Origin of the sequence: Dyadobacter koreensis, from assembly GCF_900108855.1 — a bacterium.
Taxonomy (GTDB): Bacteria; Bacteroidota; Bacteroidia; order Cytophagales; family Spirosomataceae; genus Dyadobacter; species Dyadobacter koreensis.
Genome location: NZ_FNXY01000007.1, coordinates 84803 through 102016, shown reverse-complemented (window position 1 = coordinate 102016; position 17214 = coordinate 84803). Strand labels below are relative to the sequence as shown.

16 protein-coding genes are annotated in these 17214 nt (G+C 41.6%); 12 read left to right on the top strand and 4 right to left on the bottom strand.

The genetic code is table 11. The features are described from left to right. Positions 1-269: 269 nt before the first annotated feature. The 6 genes from BMY70_RS31380 to BMY70_RS21785 all read left to right on the top strand — a co-directional run bounded on the left by BMY70_RS31380 (position 270) and on the right by BMY70_RS21785 (position 8615). The gene (locus BMY70_RS31380; protein WP_090338423.1) at positions 270-3452 is read left to right on the top strand and encodes a sigma-54-dependent Fis family transcriptional regulator; all 3183 of its coding nucleotides are present in this window, start codon (positions 270-272) and stop codon (positions 3450-3452) included. A 20-nt stretch (positions 3453-3472) separates the two neighbouring features. After that, positions 3473-4834: a sigma-54-dependent transcriptional regulator gene (locus BMY70_RS21805; RefSeq protein ID WP_090338422.1), complete on the top strand. Its 1362-nt coding sequence runs from the start codon at positions 3473-3475 to the stop codon at positions 4832-4834. A gap of 170 nt (positions 4835-5004) precedes the next feature. Then, positions 5005-5865 carry a helix-turn-helix transcriptional regulator gene (locus BMY70_RS21800; protein ID WP_229209721.1) on the top strand — a complete coding sequence of 287 codons (861 nt, stop codon included), beginning with the start codon at positions 5005-5007 and terminating at the stop codon, positions 5863-5865. A 154-nt stretch (positions 5866-6019) separates the two neighbouring features. Continuing rightward, on the top strand, positions 6020-6832 hold the full coding sequence (locus BMY70_RS21795) for an alpha/beta fold hydrolase (protein WP_090338421.1): 813 nt from the start codon (positions 6020-6022) through the stop codon (positions 6830-6832). Then, on the top strand, positions 6832-7470 hold the full coding sequence (locus BMY70_RS21790; RefSeq protein ID WP_090338420.1) for a Crp/Fnr family transcriptional regulator: 639 nt from the start codon (positions 6832-6834) through the stop codon (positions 7468-7470). Before BMY70_RS21795 ends, BMY70_RS21790 begins: the two co-directional genes overlap by 1 nt. An 89-nt stretch (positions 7471-7559) precedes the next feature. Next, a complete protein-coding gene (locus BMY70_RS21785) occupies positions 7560-8615 on the top strand; it encodes a proline iminopeptidase-family hydrolase (RefSeq protein ID WP_090338419.1) in 1056 nt (351 codons plus the stop codon). Positions 8616-8732: 117 nt separating this feature from the next. Here the strand turns inward: BMY70_RS21785 and BMY70_RS21780 are convergent, their stop codons facing one another. Then, positions 8733-9608 (bottom strand): alpha/beta fold hydrolase, encoded by an 876-nt coding sequence (locus tag BMY70_RS21780; protein ID WP_090338418.1) that lies wholly within the window; start codon positions 9606-9608, stop codon positions 8733-8735. A 294-nt stretch (positions 9609-9902) separates the two neighbouring features. Between BMY70_RS21780 and BMY70_RS21770 the strand changes: the two genes are divergently transcribed. The 5 genes from BMY70_RS21770 to BMY70_RS21750 all read left to right on the top strand — a co-directional run bounded on the left by BMY70_RS21770 (position 9903) and on the right by BMY70_RS21750 (position 12872). Next, complete coding sequence (locus tag BMY70_RS21770) at positions 9903-10277, top strand: hypothetical protein (protein WP_090338416.1); 375 nt, start codon at positions 9903-9905, stop codon at positions 10275-10277. A 109-nt stretch (positions 10278-10386) separates the two neighbouring features. After that, on the top strand, positions 10387-10944 hold the full coding sequence (locus BMY70_RS21765; RefSeq protein ID WP_090338415.1) for a Crp/Fnr family transcriptional regulator: 558 nt from the start codon (positions 10387-10389) through the stop codon (positions 10942-10944). Between the two features lie 84 nt (positions 10945-11028). Then, positions 11029-11397, top strand: coding sequence for a VOC family protein (locus BMY70_RS21760; protein WP_090338414.1), 369 nt, complete (start codon positions 11029-11031; stop codon positions 11395-11397). 306 nt (positions 11398-11703) lie between these two features. Next, positions 11704-12216: an RNA polymerase sigma factor gene (locus BMY70_RS21755; RefSeq protein WP_090338413.1), complete on the top strand. Its 513-nt coding sequence runs from the start codon at positions 11704-11706 to the stop codon at positions 12214-12216. A gap of 2 nt (positions 12217-12218) precedes the next feature. Continuing rightward, complete coding sequence (locus BMY70_RS21750; RefSeq protein ID WP_177197105.1) at positions 12219-12872, top strand: hypothetical protein; 654 nt, start codon at positions 12219-12221, stop codon at positions 12870-12872. 56 nt (positions 12873-12928) lie between these two features. On the opposite strand, the gene BMY70_RS21745 is transcribed toward BMY70_RS21750, so the two are convergent. From BMY70_RS21745 to BMY70_RS21735, 3 genes are all read right to left on the bottom strand, one after another. Next, on the bottom strand, positions 12929-13819 hold the full coding sequence (locus tag BMY70_RS21745) for a helix-turn-helix domain-containing protein (RefSeq protein ID WP_090338412.1): 891 nt from the start codon (positions 13817-13819) through the stop codon (positions 12929-12931). A gap of 91 nt (positions 13820-13910) precedes the next feature. Further along, a complete protein-coding gene (locus BMY70_RS21740; protein ID WP_090338411.1) occupies positions 13911-14729 on the bottom strand; it encodes an SDR family NAD(P)-dependent oxidoreductase in 819 nt (272 codons plus the stop codon). 264 nt (positions 14730-14993) lie between these two features. Beyond that, positions 14994-15335: an aldo/keto reductase gene (locus tag BMY70_RS21735; RefSeq protein ID WP_090338410.1), complete on the bottom strand. Its 342-nt coding sequence runs from the start codon at positions 15333-15335 to the stop codon at positions 14994-14996. A gap of 667 nt (positions 15336-16002) precedes the next feature. Between BMY70_RS21735 and BMY70_RS21725 the strand changes: the two genes are divergently transcribed. After that, on the top strand, positions 16003-17058 hold the full coding sequence (locus tag BMY70_RS21725) for an endonuclease/exonuclease/phosphatase family protein (RefSeq protein ID WP_218148665.1): 1056 nt from the start codon (positions 16003-16005) through the stop codon (positions 17056-17058). Positions 17059-17214: the final 156 nt, after the last annotated feature.

Here is a 17214-nt window from a genome sequence, read left to right as displayed (position 1 = left end):
AAAATCATTTACAAAGGAAAACAGACTAATCTGAGCACAAAAAAATACCGTCTATAAACTGACCTGATGAATCACGAAATATCATGATCGAAAGGGATAAAATCACGATATATCATGATGTTTTTTCACTTGTATTTATCTAATTATCTGGTAGTTAATGTGTTGATTCTTGGCAAGGAATTTGTAACATAACTGGGATGAAATCTTCCGTTTACAAAGAAAATTAAATGCTAAAAGTTAATATTTGATAAGCCTGCAAAAAAAGCAAGATGAAAGAGGACAGCAATCTAATACAGAAAGTGGGCGCAGAACTTTTATCGGTGAAGCGTATGGGGCATCTTAGCGGAATTTTTAACACCACCCTCAAATCCAGTCTCAGATATGCGCAAGCCGCGATCTTTATCTTGGATACAGAATCTAATCTGCTTCGCAATTTGTTTCACAACGAGGAGCCACTAGGGCAAGAACACTTTTTTTTAGCAGAAGTAGATCTCAAAGAACTTTCCGCAGAAGAGGTATTATTGGCAGATAGTCAGGAGCTTGACGGTTTTGGCGAGTTTTTGGTCCAGGGTAATTGGCAGCACGCTAGGTGCCGTAAATATATTTCTGATACTCCGGCAAATGGTTCTCGGATTTTAGTTTTTCCACTGCGTGACAGAAACGATTTTATCGGAAATCTGTTTCTGCATTTTCAAAATGCATCTGATTTCAGCTCTGATAAAGTAAACCTTTTGAAGCTGCTTGCCATTAACATCAATATGGCTGTGATCCGCGTTCTTGCTCAGGAGCGTATACTCTTGCCCGGAAATAACGATCAGCATTTAAAACTACTCAATCTGAGTTATTCGCTGACAGGTGTACAAAACATTGAAGGCTTAAATTCAGTTGTGTCCGAGATAATTTTGCCGATGTTTGAAGCCGACAGCTGCGTGGTAATGTTGAAGAGTGAAGAGCAATTACACCGGTGTTATATGAGAGTAATCCGGCCTGAATCACGGGAGCAGCAGATAGATGAAGACGTTTACAGCGGGCCATTTCCTGTGCAGGAGTATTGCTACCAAAACACCAATGATGATTGCAAACTGACCATCTTCAGCATGGAAGGCCTGGCAAGCCAGATGACCAAACCTGCATTCTTTCATGCTGAAAAACAAAATGGAATTTGCGAGAAAGCAACTTATCCGATCTATTTGGAAGATTCTAAAATAGGATATCTGTTTTTTAACCGGGCCCGCTCCAACGTGCAGATCGATCTGGATAACTCGGATATAAAACTGATCCTGTCACAGTTTTCCAAAGCCATCCTTTATACAATTGATCAGGAGCAAGTACGAATACGTCTGGAGCAAAAGGATATGCTGATTGGACTGGGAATACGGTTCGCGTCTGTGCGAAACAATGAAGAGCTGCTGGAAGAAATTCATCAGAGTCTTCAAGAGGTAATCGGCTTTACGCATACGAATCTGGCGGTAATCAACAATGGCAAGTCAAGTATCGATACTTATTTTGTTGATCCTTGTCTGGCCGCTCTACAGCATTACGATTATTCAAATCTTCTTTCCGGATCACCTTCGATAGATGATGGATTTATAGGGAAGGTGCTGCTAAGCGACGAACCGTTGGTTTTTGACCTGGAAAATCCTGCCATTACGCGTCCTCTGCCGGGTTATTTAAAGATCAACTATGACAGGGGGATTCGTCAGGTAGTGATGACAAAATTCACGAAAGAGAAAGATTTATTTGGCTTTTGGATATTAGCATTTGATCACAATAACACAATTTCCAGAAATGTGCTGCTTATGATCCGGGACGTTGCAAGACAACTGTCGGTTGCAGTCCAGAACAATTTAGTCAATATCGAGCACGAGCGCCAGCATAAAGAGCGTGACCGCTTGATGCAGTTTAACAGTTCCATCGTCGCAATCAAAGATAAAAGTAAGCTCGTTGAAACAATTAAAGAGCATCTTAGAGAATTATTCAAAATAGACAATTTCCTTGTTTGGTCCCTATCTCATGACCAACAATTCCGGTCGCCGTTTCTTTTTGACGAAAACGCACTATTTGATCGTCAACCCGACTTCAGGACTCCTAAAGAGCATTACCTGAAAAATGAGGGAGGCATTTACAATGATATATTAAAAGAGGCGGGTGTATGTTATTTTGATGCCGGTGAGCTGGAAGCAGAAGACACAGGACATCCCTTTTTTTATGAACCGGCCCAGCTGGCGGATCAGACATGCATTGGTGGAAATGCTTTGCGGGTGGGTAATGAAGTCGTTGGTATTCTGACATTTTCAAGTCAGCATATCCATTTGGTAAAAGAAAGAGAAGAATTGTATCTAAGTATTTGTTCGCAGCTTGCAATCGTGGCATCCAACCTGTTTTCAACTGAGAAGATCTCTGAGCAGTTGGCGGAAATCAGCCGTTTCAAAGAGCGCTTGGAAGATGAAAAGATTTATTTGCAACAGGAGCTGGAGATATCTGTAAATAAGTCTGATATGATTGGCAATAGCCAAGAAATAAGGGCTGTCCATAAACTGATTGAGCAGGTTGCCTATACGGATAGTTCGGTATTGATTTTAGGTGAGACAGGAACCGGAAAAGAACTTGTTGCACGTTCCGTTCATACGAATTCGCCACGCAAATCCAAGCTGATGGTTAAAGTAAATTGTGCTGCGCTGCCGGCGAATTTGATTGAATCCGAACTTTTCGGACACGAAAAGGGGAGTTTTACGGGCGCTGTTGAACGAAGGCTTGGAAAGTTTGAACTTGCAAATAATGGAACATTATTTCTTGACGAGATAGGGGAAATGCCTTTGGATCTGCAAGGCAAACTTCTCCGTGCTCTGCAGGAAAAGGAAATCGAACGTGTTGGGGGAAAAACTGTGATCAAAGTAGACGTTCGTGTCATTGCAGCCACTAACCGAAACCTGGAAAAAGAAGTAGCCCTGGGAAATTTCCGAAGCGATCTTTTTTACAGGATCAATATTTTTCCGATCCGTCTGCCACCTCTTCGCGACCGTACCAGCGATATCCCTTTGTTAGCCAGTCATTTTATATCGAAGTATGCTGCAAAGGCGGGCAAAGATATAAAATCTTTAAGCGGGAAGGTGCTCCGGGAATTGCAGCGATACAACTGGCCAGGCAATATCAGAGAATTAGAACACATGATCGAACGGGCAGTACTGCTTACACGAGGTGATACACTCAACGTTGTGGACATTCCCACGGCAGATTCTGATATGCCGAATGAAAGTATGTATCTTGAAAAAAAAATAAAGACGCTGGACGAAAACGAGCGGGATCATATCATCAGGATTCTTAAATTGTGCCGGGGCAGGGTCACCGGACAGAATGGGGCAGCTGCTCTTCTGGGAATACCGCCAAGTACCTTAAATTCTAAAATGAAGCGGCTTGATATCAATAAAAATACGATCAAGCCCAAAAATTAACTTTATCAGCAATAAAATTCATGCAGGATACCTTATTAATTGTTGAGGATCAATTCATCGAAGCCAATAACTTGAAAATCATTCTCTTAAAGGCTGAGTATCGTGTTTTGCCTATCGCCCGGTCTGTGGATGATGCGCTTGAAATCATTGATGTGCAAGTGCCTGATTTGGTGTTATTAGATATATTTCTGAAAGGCGAGCGAACAGGAATAGATCTTGCCCATATACTAAAAGCGAGAGGAATAGCCTTTGTGTATCTGTCAGCAAACTCAGATAAGAGTGTTTTTACCGCTGCGAAAATGACTGGCCCTTACGGTTTTCTGATCAAACCTTTCCGTGAGCGCGATGTGCTGGCGATGCTCGATATCGCCTGGTATCATCATTCCCAAAAAAATATGGTCAGGGAGAGTGAGTCGAAACATAAAAACCCCGTAAACATAATCAGCAAGGACGGAGAGCTGAAAAAGATTGTGGGTGAAAGCGATTCGATTCAGGCTGTTCTGAGGAATGTGGAAACCGTAGCAGAAACAAACGTTCCTGTTTTACTGCTAGGTGAAAGCGGGACAGGAAAAGAACTGATTGCCAAACTTATCCACGAGCTTTCCCATCGCCGTAGCGGCAAGCTTGTCGTTGTGGATTGCGCTGCCATGCCGCCACATCTTATCGAATCCGAATTATTCGGTCACGAGAAAGGGAGTTTTACCGGTGCGACCGAAAAGCGAATCGGTAAATTTGAGCAGGCAAACGGTGGTACCGTCTTTTTGGATGAAATTGGAGAGCTGCCCCTGGATCTGCAAGTTAAATTTTTAAGGGTATTACAGGAGACGGAAATAGAACCGATTGGAGGGAAACGCAGAAAAGTGGATGTCCGGATTTTGGCGGCGACAAATCGTAACCTGGAAGAAGAAATGGCAAACGGAAGATTTCGTCTGGATCTGTATTACAGACTAAACATTTTTCCGATACAATTGCCCTCATTGAGACAGCGAGAAGCTGATATACTTCCACTTGCCGAACATTTTTTAAAAGTACAGGCTGACCGGTTCGGCAAAGAAATTACCGGATTTTCGGACGAGGCAAAACAAATGTTAGTCAGTTATCAATGGCCCGGCAACGTTCGTGAGCTCGAAAATCTGGTCACCCGCTCCATTCTTCTATGTGTTGGCAGCCAGATCACAGACGTACAAATTCCGAAGGTTCATCAACTTGGCGAGGCGGGTGCGGACCTGAAGATTAAGACGATCACAGAAAGCGAAAGAGACCTTATTTTGTCAGCACTCCGGGAATGCAATTGGAAAATATATGGTCCTGGCGGCGCCGCCGAGCTGCTGGATATTAATGCCTCAACACTAAAATCCAGAATGAAAAAACTGGGTATTTAAAACGCCTTTTCATCATTTTTTAGGAAACGATATGTCGCTAATTTTCATTTTCAGCGATATAACACTAAAATTTAAACTGAATTTTATTTCTAAGTATCTCATAAACAATTGATTGATGATTGGCAAGAGTTTTTAATAGACTATCACGAACCATTGGTAACGTGATTCTTATGAAAAACCTTAATTTCTTTGAAGATCAGGCACTCAGGCTGCCTCTGCCCATCACTTATGGACATAATGAGCCTTTCGAAATAAAAATGCTTAACGCTGAAAATTTTTCCGTATCCAAACCCGGACAGGAGCAGATTGGTGAGATTATCTGGGTTACGAAAGGAAGTTTTCAGCTTCTGCTGGATATGGAAAATTATTCCGTGTCGGAAGGAATGATCCTTTTGCTTGCACCCGGCCAGGCTTTTTACATTGGCTCAGCCGTCGGGCTGGAAGGTTTTTCGGTCCGCTTTCCGTTGAATGTGGTCTGGGCAGATTCTGAGTCGCCATTTCCTAGCGGGACCTTTGGCACTTCCCGGTTATTTGATGTCGATACGACCACGAAAATGACGCTGATGAGGGTTTTCCAGTGTATAGGCTGCGAACTGTCGACTTCCCACAGTCAGAAAACAGAGGTTTTATCGGGATATCTCAGGATCGTTTTGATCTATTTGATCAGACAGCAGTCAACTGTGCTGCGCACTTCATTCAAAGCCGATATGGCAACATTGGCAAAGAAATTTTTTGACCTACTCGAAAGGCGGTATCATGTCAACAAGAAAGTGAGCGAGTACGCCGATCAATTAGCTGTTACCCCGAATTATCTGAATTATGTAGTCAAGCAGGAAACCGGAAAGTCGGTCAGTGCAAATATCCGAAGCCGTTTGTTACTGCAGGCGAAACGGATGGCGCTTCTTCAAGACGTCAATATGAAGACTGTTGCCTACAAATTAGGATTTGATGATCTGGCTCATTTTAGCAAGTTTTTCAAAATGGGCTGTGGTTGCAATTTTACAACATACCGAAAGAGATGCCCCAGCTGATGCCAAAGCGTCAAGAGGATCGCCATGTAATTCCTGCCGTGTTGCCTTATTTTTTTCTGCGTTTATATACCATAGTTTAGATATAATGTCTGCTGATAAGTAACATTCCGTAGGTCCAAGTTCATTAAAAACTCCTTTAAAAATCAAAAATCTTATGAAACCAAAAAGACAAATTAGGGCTTGCCTTGCCTGTATCGTATTTCTTTCACTCCATGTTTCGCTGAACGGATTTGCAAAAGATTTTAATTTTAATTTATTCTATCAACAGGATGATAAACCTACGATAATTCTGGTGCATGGTGCGTTCGCAGACGGTTCGAGCTGGAACAATGTGATACCCATTTTACAAAAACAAGGCTACCAAACTATCGCTGTTCAAAATCCACTTACTTCCCTGCAAGATGATGTTGCCTTTGTGGAGCGGGCGATTAATGAAGCAAAGGGGAGTGTAATTTTGGTTGGTCATTCCTGGGGAGGTGTTGTCATTTCTCAGGCTGGAAACGCAGAAAAAGTCAAGGCTTTGGTCTATATCGCTGCTTACGCATTGGATCAGGACCAAAGCCTCGAAAGCATCAGTAAAGATGCCTACGAAGTCAGGAAAATACCAAATGTACCTGGTTTTGCAGATCCTATCGTTTCTGACGGCTATATCAGGCTGAAAGAAGAAACCATCGTAAAGTACTTCGCACAAGATTTGCCGGCGCAGCAGGCGAGGCTGATCGCGGCCGGGCAGGGGCGGCTTCACGTGAGTGCATTGGGCGCTAAGGTGTCAAATCCTGCATGGAAAAGTAAGCCAACTTTTTACATTGTTTCGGACAATGATCAGATCATTTCTCCCAAGTTGGAAGGTGAAATGGCCGCTAAAATTCATGCAACTGTTTTTCACATTCCTGCAAGTCATGTGGTTATGCTGTCAAAGCCTGAAAAGGTAGCTGAGATTATTTTAAAAGCTGCCGCCATTAAATAATGAATGAATACCTAGACAGTTTTTTTGATTTTATCGGTAATGAAGTTGAACTTGATGACGATACAAGATTATTTATCAGCCGTCATTGCAGGCTTGTCAGGGTAGCCAGGGGGGAGCTGTTTTTAAACAACGGCCAGGTATGCAACGATGTCTACTTTATTGTCGAAGGGCGCGGAGTATCATATTTCACAGATACCAAAGGAAAAACTACAACCTGGTTTTTTCATTTTAACAGTCCGGATGCGCAGGTTAAGAATATTTTTGCAGTCGATTACCGCAGTTTCTTATCGGATCGTCCATCGGATCTTTCCATTCAGGCTACCTCGGAAATCATAGCTATACATTTTACAAAACGACAAATTGAGTTGCTGACTGAGGGTTCAGATATCTTGGAAACCTGGATTGCAAAACTGAATGAGAAAAGCCTGATCATGGCTTACAATCGAATTGCCACCTTGTTAATTTTTTCTGCCACCGAGCGTTACGAACAGTTATTAAGGGATGAGCCCTATTTGCTTGACTTGTTCTCGAATTATCACATTGCAACGTATCTGAACATTACGCCACAGTCCCTCAGCAGGATCAGGGCAAGGCTCAGTAAAAAGGGCGTTGGCTTAGGTCCGGGAAAGAGTAAATGACCTTTGGAAAGCATCCGTATTTATTACCCTGGGTGAATGCTTTTTAAGTTCGTTGGCGGCAGTTTTGCGAAAACAATTTTGAAGACAATATGAAAGCTTTTCCGGAAAAACTAAAAATCTATTTTAAAGCAAAAATCAATTATCTGTTTATTTTATCAGCCGTAGCTGTTGTGTCATGTACGGGCAAAGGGGCTCGTGAGAATTTATCAGAATATTACGGCCTGGACACTGCGAAAATTCAAACCGCAGGTGTCAGAATGATTCCGGTCAAAACATCTTCGGGTACTTTTAAGGTTTGGACAAAGCGGATTGGAAACAATCCTGAAATTAAGGTTTTACTGTTGGCCGGAGGCCCGGGATTTCCGCATGATTATCTGGAGGTGTTTGAAAGTTTTTTTCCAAAGGAAGGAATTGAATTTTATTATTACGACGAGTTGGGCTCTGGTAACTCGGATAAATCTTCGGATACAACCCGGTTCACGGTGAAGAGCGCTGTTGAGGAACTCGAACAGGTTCGTGCTGCGCTTGGTCTGGGCAAAGAGAATTTTTATCTTTTTGGGCATTCCTGGGGGGGGGTGCTTGCGATGGAATATGCGCTGAAATATCAAAAGCATGTTAAAGCACTTATCGTCTCAAACATGTGTGCGAGCGGTAAGGAGTTTAACCGTTATATTCAGGATGTGCTGGTCAAACAAATCCCTGCTGCTGCACTGGACAGCATAAACATGCTTTCGGTACGGGGAGATTACACCAATCCGAGGTATTCGGCTTTGGTGACCCAGCATTTTTACAGTCAGTTTGTGTGTCGTATCCCCGTGCAGCAGTGGCCCGAACCTTTTACCAGAACGCTTGGGAAACTTAACCAGCCATACTATATGGCTATGCAGGGACCGAGTGAATTTGGGATCGTGGGTAGTCTGAAAGACTGGGATATATCCACCCGTTTAAAACAGATTAAGGTTCCTGCGCTGATGATTGGAGCCAGGTATGACGAGATGGATCCTGGTCATATCCGATGGATGAGCCGCCAGGTAGCCGACGGGAAATACCTGTACTGCGACGAGGGAAGTCATTTGAGCATGTACGATCAGCAGCAGCTTTACATGAACGGGGTGATCGAATTCCTTCGGGAAGTTTCCGAATAGCAAAACAAGCAAAAGACTTTGGAAAAAATAGCTTTGTAAAAGCAAAGAGTGCCATTGTTTAACTTTGGCACTCTTTTTTTTTTGCTTAGTCGTAAGATCCACTGAAACAGCAAGATTTCATGCTGTCACCAATATTTTTTGCATAAACGTTCTGATATTTTCAATGATCTGTTGTGATGCTTCTTCAAGAGCAAAGTGTCCTGTTTCGTAAAGATAAATTGCTGCGTCCGGAACATCCCTAAGATATGCCTTTGCACCTGGTTCCGGAAAAAATGGATCGTTTGTACCCCAGGTTATGAGCACCGGCGGCAGATTGTCCCTCAGATATTTTTGCCACTGAGCATAGCGCTTTATGTTATTTTGATAATCATAAAGCAGGTCAAGTTGCATGCGCTCATTTCCCGGCCTGGAAAGTTTTGCATAGTCCAGGTTCCAGTTATCGGGACTGATTGTTTCGGGATTTTTAGCACCGAAAGTGTATTGCCACTGAATGCTTTCCAGCGTAAACATGGCCTTCATAGGCATTTCTGTTTCCAGTGTGCGGTTCTGCCAGAATTTCCGCGATTCTGCAAAACCCTCACTCAGGCCTTCTTCATATGCATTCCCATTCTGAACGATCAAGGCTTTAATTCTTTCAGGATGAGCTGTTGCGATGCGGTACCCGATCGGAGCTCCGTAATCCTGGATCATTAGTGTGTAGCTGGAAATATTCAGACTTTCCAGAAAAAGATCTATCACGTTTGCCAAATTATCAAAAGTGTATTGGAAACTATCGGGCGACGGAAAGTCGCTGTTTCCAAAACCCGGATAGTCGGGAGCTATCAGGTGATACTCATCTGACAGTTCGCGAAGGACTTCCCGATACATATGCGATGAGGTCGGAAACCCGTGGAGAAGCACCAGGGTATGTTTTAAAGGATCGCCGGCCTGCCGGTAAAATATATTCAGACCGTTCACTTCCTGATATTTGTAAGTAACGTTTTGAGTCGTCATAGATAGCGAAAAATAGTTTGCAGATTAATTAAAAACCGAATTTCAAAGCTATTTCATCTGAGCTTTTGTTAAAATGTATCTATGCAGTTAAGCCTTGTATAATTCTGATTCAATCAAAAAATATATCGATCGGGGTACTGCCCAGAAAAATTTAGTTGGTTAAAATGTATATGCGACGAGGAGTTTTTTACAATGGTGTTTTTTGAATTTTGTTTCTGAAAGTCGGCAAATCTTTGTTTTTCGGGTACAAATATTTTAATTTGAGTGAAACGTGAAACCCTTGAAAGTATAGCCATGAAATATTTTCTTTTTTTCAGTATACTGATATTTTTTAGCGCATGTCAGAGAAACGACTACGTTGTTGGTACTCCCGAAAAGGAAGGCGCAACCTACGATACCGGGCCTGTTTTGCCTGAGCTTCGACATGTCAAAAATGATACTGCACTTGTGGCGCTTTACCCCAGCGCCAGAGTCTTTTATTTAGACTTGAAAATTAAAAACAGTGAGCGATACATTAACATGATCAGGTCTGCACAAAAGCATAACAAGCCGGTAAGGGCCAAAATCTTTACAAGACCCTACACAATGAACGGAGAAGAAATCTCTGAAATTTATCCGCCTACTGAAAAGGATATTCAGGTTTTTAAGGCTGCAATGCGTCCGGATTAATGCAGTCGATTATCATATAGTACAACAAAATGGCCTATTTCCATGTTTGAAAGCATAGCAATACTTTTTCCAATATTTTTCCATTCCTGATTATATTTGAGTCTGATTTATGTTTGAAAAAATTCTACTGTCAACCGGGACATACAGCGACTACGAAATAGAATTGTTTGAAAAATCCATCAGCTTACGTCAGGTTGGGAAAAAGGAAGTTTTGTTGAGAGAAGGGCAAGTCGCAAAATCAGTTTCGTTTATTGTCGAAGGGGCAGTTTTTCAATATCGACACAACATTGAACACGAACGTGAGATTATTGAGCTGAACATTTCAAATGAATGGTTTTTTAATCACGCGAGCCTCACCGGTCAAAAGCCTTCCGAGTTATTTATCGAAGCCTTTACAGAAAGTATTGTTTTGGAAGTGAGTCTTGATGTTATACATTATCTCACCGGAAAATCATTGGCATTTTTGCAGTTAAACAGGATTTTAGAAGGAGCTGTATCAAGGCTTCAATTTTTTGACCATGCGATGACGCCGATGGAGAAATATCAATTCGTACTGAAAACGAGGCCTCAATTGGTTCAATTATTCCCACTAAGGATGATTGCTTCTTACCTGAAAATATCTCCGGAGACACTAAGCAGGGTCAGGGAAAAGATCACCAGAGGATAGCATATTTCTTGATCGGAATCAAGTGGTGAAATTGGTGTAACAGCCTAACTTTGATTTTGAATTTAAATTTTAAAGCGTAGAAATATGGAATATACAGCAGTATCCATAAGGCCTTTTATAGGTGCTAATGATTTTGAATTGTCTCGAAGCTTTTACCGGGACCTCGGCTTTCAGGAAGTGATTTTGACGCCAGATATGTCCTTATTTAAAACTTCAAATTTGGGATTTTATCTGCAAAATGCATCTGTCAAGGACTGGATAGACAATACAATGATTTTTCTGGAAGTTGAAGATGTGGGATCGTTCTGGCAAAAGCTCGTTTCACTTGATTTAACCGCGAAGTACAAGAACGTTCGACTGCTTCCGATCCGAAGCGAATCCTGGGGCAGCGAATGTTTTCTTCATGATCCGTCTGGAATTTTGTGGCATTTCGGGGAGTTTTTCGGGAAATGACTTTTTAAATAAATAAATAAATAAAAAGTAAAGCCGTAAATTAAAAATTGCCTCCGTTCACCCGGAGGATTGGTATGTAAAAGTTCAGCTAAATTAAGCTGCACTTCATCGCCTGGGTGCGGGCAAACTTGTCTTGCCGGACGAGCACTTTTGGGTTATAATTCATCAATGGGAAGATTGGCGGTCGGGTATCTTACAGATATAAATTTCAAATAAATCTCTGTTTTATGTGACATTCGAGTCAGAGCTGCGAATAATTGACTGTAACAAACATAATCGATTCTTAATCTCAAGACGAACAGCCGAATGTTTTTTCCAAGAGATACCGCCAGTTTTCTAAATGTAATTGAGGCTAACAAAGGCATTATATACAAAGTAGCGAATGCCTATTGCCGTGACAATGAAAACCGAAAGGATCTCATTCAGGAAATTATTTTACAGCTGTGGCTCGCCTTCCCAAAATACAACGGTCAGTTTATGATAACGACCTGGATGTACCGGATAGCGCTGAATGTATCAATTTCTTTTTATAGAAAAGAGACGACCCGGGACAAATTAAATCAGCCGTTGAGCGCAGATATATTGAGTTTGGTTACAGACGACCAACCTCTGGAACAAGATTCCGAACTAGCCGTGCTTTACAGGTTTATCAGAGAATTAAAAGAACTTGACCGGGCGCTCATTTTGCTATACCTGGAAGAGCGAAGTCAGCAGCAAATTGCGGAAATCATTGGTATAACATCTTCCAATGTTTCTACCAGGCTTTCCAGAATCAAAGAACAATTAAGACAAAAATTCGCAACCCTGAAAAATTTATAAGCATGGAAGATTCTGAGCTTGTCGCGCTGTGGCGTTCGTTCGACAAAAGACTTCACGACAGCCTTATTTTAAACCGTCAAAATGCGGCGGCGATCACATTGATCCGAATCAAATCGCTGTTAGGTTCCATGGCTCCAATGAAGATTTTTATTATTGCTGCAAGTCTGATGTGGGCCACTTTTCTAAGTATTGTATTGTATCGGACTTATTCTTTCGCAAGTCCCTTTTTCTGGATTTCAATATTTATACATGTCGTGACAATCACAGTGGTAATCGGAATCTACATTTACCAGGTTGTGTTGATTTATCAGACTGATATCAGCGAGCCTCTTTTCAAGACTCAATACCGGCTGGCGAGATTGAAGAGTTCTACGTTATTGATAGCACGATTAATGTTTTTGCACGCACCTGTCTGGTCCACATTCAGCATTAGCGAAAGAATGTTTGAAAATCCTTTTTGGCTAATGATCCAGCTTTCAATTACGACCATATTTGTCATTTTAGCTATCTGGTTTTTCGTCAACATAAATTATGAGAACCGGAGTAAAAAGTGGTTTCGCTATATCTTTAGAGGTAAGGAATGGGACCCGGTAATTCAATCCATGGAAATGTTAAAAGAAATTGAAGAATATCAGTCAGATGATCGGTATCGGTAAACCAGGATGTTTATACCCTGAGTAGGTTGTGCAAAATAAAAAGGTTTGATATATTTTCAGTTAAAAGATTGTCTTTTAAATAGAACAGGCGTCATGCCGACCTCCTTTTTGAAGAGTCTGGAAAAATAGGAAAGGTTATCAAATCCCATTGCATATGCGATTTCTGACACTGTTTTATTTTCTGACAACAGAAGATTTTTTGCTTCGGACATCAAATAAATGTGGATATGTTCAAGCGCAGTTTTTCCACTTTCCTGCTTTAAGACATCCGATAAATAGCCAGGTGAAATATTCAGCTTTTCTGCCATATACTGAACAGATGGAAGGCCTTTGCTGGCGAGTAAACCATTTGAAACATAGGAGTCCATTTCGGAAATGAATTTACTGACTGTTCTGCCGGATATTTCTGACCGATTTATAAATTGTCTTTTGTAATAACGCTGCGCATATTTTAGTAGCGTATCAACATTTGCCAATATAATTTCACGGCTGTATTCGTCCTGATTGTTATAGTATTCGCTCTCAATTTTTCGGTACAGATCCCAGACGGTACCTTCTTCTTTCGGAGAAAGATGCAGCGCCTCGTTAGTTTCGTAATCAAAATAGTGATATTTCCTGATTTCCGTGTGAAGATTATGACCATTTAAAAAGTCTTCGTGAATGAACAGAAGAAATCCGTCTTCATCCAGATGGAGATTCTTCATTTCAATGATCTGACGCGGCCTGACAAACATCATAGACCCGCAATCATGATCGTATCTCGTGCGGCCATAAAGGATCACGCCTGATTTTAGTTTTTTAAATCCGATCATATAAAAGTCGCTTGTGAAGGCACGGTCCCCAAGCGTGCAGACTTTATTGCATTGGTAAATACTGAATAATGGATTTTCAGCCGGTGGCATTCCGTTTTCGCGGTGCAGCTCACTCAAATTTTTATAGTGTTTCATATGGTGGACTAATGTAATATTCAAAGAATAACAGTACAATCAACATGTTTAGAAATGTAGATTGCACTGTCGTATTTCAAAATAAAATTGGTTAGTGGCCATGCGCCTGGGCCGAGATTTCTTTCCAGGTTTCAAACTCATTCAGACGCTGATGATAGACTTGTTTTACAGCAGGATAGGCAACTTTACCTAATAAAAAATGCAGCGGAGGATTTTCTGAATCAATTAATTGTAAAACAGCACCAGCCGTGGATTCCGGTTTTCCCCATGAATCGGGTGTAGCATTTTCAAAAAATGCTTTTTTAACCGGCCCGTAAGCCTCGTTTGGCTCGGTCTGAAAAGCTGACGCTCCGGCCCAGTCGGTTGAGAATCCGTTGGGCTCAATTAAACTTACTTTTATACCAAAATCTTTTACTTCACTCGCCAGCGTTTCGCTTAAACCGTTAACCGCATACTTTGATGCATTGTAAAGTCCCAGGACGGGAAGCGAAACAAGTCCCAGAAAACTGGAAACCTGGATGATGTGCCCGTTTCTCTGCTCTCTCATCACCGGAAGGACCGCCTGGGTAATCCAGAGAAGCCCAAAAAAATTGGTCTCCATTTGGTCCCGGGCCTGCTTCTCTGTTGTCTCTTCTATCGCACCGAACAAACCGAAACCCGCGTTATTGATCACGACATCGATGCGGCCGAACTGTGTCTTCGTTTTCTCAACCGCAGCAAAACACGCTTCCCGGTTATTGACATCAAGCTCAACCGGAAAAACTGCATTACCGAATTCGGCTACCAGATCACTAAGATCTTCTGTATTTCTCGCCGTTGCTGCTACTTTATCTCCACGTTCTAAAAGTGCTTTTGCCCAAAGTTTACCAAAACCACGTGAGGCACCGGTAATTAAAATTATTTTTGACATTTTGTTTATCGTTTTAATACACTACAAAGGTACCGCGGGTCCTGGCAGTGGCTTTGACACAAAATCAGGGATTGCTGACACATTTCGTGGATTTAAGAAATCGCAGTCAAATGGGAGCAGGCTGCAGGACATTTTTATTATTTTTAGACGCGAAAATAATCTTGTGCGGTGAATCGAGGCTGATTTTACTTGCTTCATTTAAACTTTTAACCTGCTCCGCGTTCAACGTAAGATCAAGCGTGCCGAGATTATCTTCCAATTGTTTCAAATTACGGGGGCTGATGATGGTAACGAAGGGATAACAAAGTTGTCGCGCTCACTGGTAAGAACATCTCCCGGATAAGTCTCTGATCGACCACCTTGATAGGCATCGGCGGTATCGATGTAATTTCCGCGAGCTTCGGCATAACGGTCGAAAACAGTTTTTGCCTCTTTTGATGCCCCAAATGGCCAGACGGTTCCGAAGTTTCCAGTACCTGGCGCTAAGGTAGAGACATGAACTCCCGATTTTTGTCCAAAAACTTTATAGTCCATGATTAAAAAAATAACGATCGTTATATTAATTACAAAAAAAATAGATTTAACTTCCTTGTAAATGAACTTCAATTATCACAAATGATGCGCATAGATCTTTTCTAAGTTGATTTCAAAGCGCATAGATCAGTCAAATATTCGTTCCTGCAACTTTCTGTCCGAAATTCTGGTAATTTTTAATATAACGATCGGTATAAAAAATGGTTCCGGTTTTTATGAATTTCCAATGCAGCCTCATTTCGGTTGAAAATGCCATTATCGGTTTTGAGCAGGGGACAAATCGAATTAAACACACAATTACTTATAAAATTTTTCTTATGAATATAGGATCTTCCGGTTCGGGATTCTCGGCGATTTTCTCATATCGACTTTTTTTAGAAAATTCGTATATAAATAAAGATCGTTAGTTGGGTAAAATTCTTTTCTGAACCGTGATTTGTAAGACTTTTTTATCAATAATTCTGAAAATATATCCCGCCATTTTGATAGATTCTGTTCCTTATTGACTGACTGCAAATTTAAGGTTTTGAAACTGAAGGATTTTTCATTGATTTTCTGCGCTTCATTTGGCCGATGCTGCCGGAGGGTATCATTAGTGCTGAAATACAGTTCATGGACCTGATCCGATACCATTGCCGGATAGTAACTTTATAAGTTGAATAACCTGAATGTGACTATGGAATGGTAAATTTATGATCCGGACCATCCGGGCACCATAAGTCGTTAACCAATTTTAGCCATGCCTTTTTACAAAGATCTTGTCATTGCCAGCCCGATAGAAACCGCGATGGACCGACTTAAAAAAGAAGACCGCATTCGGATTATACAAGGTCTGATCAGCCTGCGGGATGGGTTCGCGAAGGAGAAGATTCCGGAGCGTAGTCAGAACGAGAGCCTTCTGTTGGCAACCTGGAATATCCGTGAATTTGGACCTAAAAACAAAGGTGGGGAAAGACTTTTGGATACCTACTTTTACATTGCCGAAATTATCGCGGCTTTTGATCTGGTCGCTGTACAGGAAGTACGCGATGATCTAAGCGCAATTAACCAGGTTCTGCGGATACTGGGTAGCGACTGGCAATGTGTTTTTACAGATGTTTCCGATTCGAAAGGGGGAGGGAATATGGAACGGATGGCCTTTGTATTTGATACCCGAAAAGTCAAGCTCAGCGGTCTGACAGGGGAAATCGTCCTTCCGCCAAAGAGTGTGCAGTTTTCGAGAACGCCTTTTATGTGTGGATTTAAATCCGGCTGGACGGATTTCGTTTTGGCGACTGTACATATATATTATGGAGACTCTGTCGCCGAAGATCCAAGGCGACTGCAGGAAATTATTGATGTCGCCGGATTTATCAAAAAACGGAGCGAGGAGAAAACTGCCAGTACGCCCAATTGGATTGTTCTGGGCGATTTCAATATCTTCAAGCGAAGCGATGCGACGATGAAGGCTTTAACCGATGCAGGGTTTAAGGTTCCGGCCGCGCTGACAAAAGATGAAATCCCCGGCAGTAACGCGGATAAAAATAAATTTTATGATCAGATTGCATTGAAAGTAGATGACAATCGTTTCCGGTCTAAAGACAGAGCAGGTATTTTCGATTTTTTTCAATATGTTTTCAAGGAGTCTGAGAGCGAGATTTACAAACCATTCATCTCGGGAACGCTTAATTATAAAAACTGGAAGACATTCCAAATGTCAGATCATCTACCGATGTGGGTAGAAATCAAAATCGATTTTTCGACCGAATATTTAAAACAAAAGTTGCTGGAAAATTTTGGCGTGGCGTCCGCATAGTCATCAGGAAAGCGTGTTGTTTAATATTTCTTTGATAAATAAAAAATATTGTGTCTTAATCATATAAGGTTATGCCCCTTGTTATTTAATCTCAGAGTTGCTGTTCCTGAAATCGGCTTTTTTTAACGCTTTGAATTATCGAAAAGGATACAATAT

Coding starts and splice junctions, on each gene's coding strand:
- BMY70_RS21805 (WP_090338422.1), top strand. CDS start 3,473: ATGCAGGATACCTTATTAATTGTTGAGGATCAATTCATCGAAGCCAAT.
- BMY70_RS21755 (WP_090338413.1), top strand. CDS start 11,704: ATGTTTTTTCCAAGAGATACCGCCAGTTTTCTAAATGTAATTGAGGCT.
- BMY70_RS21800 (WP_229209721.1), top strand. CDS start 5,005: ATGAAAAACCTTAATTTCTTTGAAGATCAGGCACTCAGGCTGCCTCTG.
- BMY70_RS21795 (WP_090338421.1), top strand. CDS start 6,020: ATGAAACCAAAAAGACAAATTAGGGCTTGCCTTGCCTGTATCGTATTT.
- BMY70_RS21780 (WP_090338418.1), bottom strand. CDS start 9,608: ATGACGACTCAAAACGTTACTTACAAATATCAGGAAGTGAACGGTCTG.
- BMY70_RS21740 (WP_090338411.1), bottom strand. CDS start 14,729: ATGTCAAAAATAATTTTAATTACCGGTGCCTCACGTGGTTTTGGTAAA.
- BMY70_RS21745 (WP_090338412.1), bottom strand. CDS start 13,819: ATGAAACACTATAAAAATTTGAGTGAGCTGCACCGCGAAAACGGAATG.
- BMY70_RS21750 (WP_177197105.1), top strand. CDS start 12,219: ATGGAAGATTCTGAGCTTGTCGCGCTGTGGCGTTCGTTCGACAAAAGA.
- BMY70_RS21725 (WP_218148665.1), top strand. CDS start 16,003: ATGCCTTTTTACAAAGATCTTGTCATTGCCAGCCCGATAGAAACCGCG.
- BMY70_RS21760 (WP_090338414.1), top strand. CDS start 11,029: ATGGAATATACAGCAGTATCCATAAGGCCTTTTATAGGTGCTAATGAT.
- BMY70_RS21785 (WP_090338419.1), top strand. CDS start 7,560: ATGAAAGCTTTTCCGGAAAAACTAAAAATCTATTTTAAAGCAAAAATC.
- BMY70_RS31380 (WP_090338423.1), top strand. CDS start 270: ATGAAAGAGGACAGCAATCTAATACAGAAAGTGGGCGCAGAACTTTTA.
- BMY70_RS21790 (WP_090338420.1), top strand. CDS start 6,832: ATGAATGAATACCTAGACAGTTTTTTTGATTTTATCGGTAATGAAGTT.
- BMY70_RS21770 (WP_090338416.1), top strand. CDS start 9,903: ATGAAATATTTTCTTTTTTTCAGTATACTGATATTTTTTAGCGCATGT.
- BMY70_RS21765 (WP_090338415.1), top strand. CDS start 10,387: ATGTTTGAAAAAATTCTACTGTCAACCGGGACATACAGCGACTACGAA.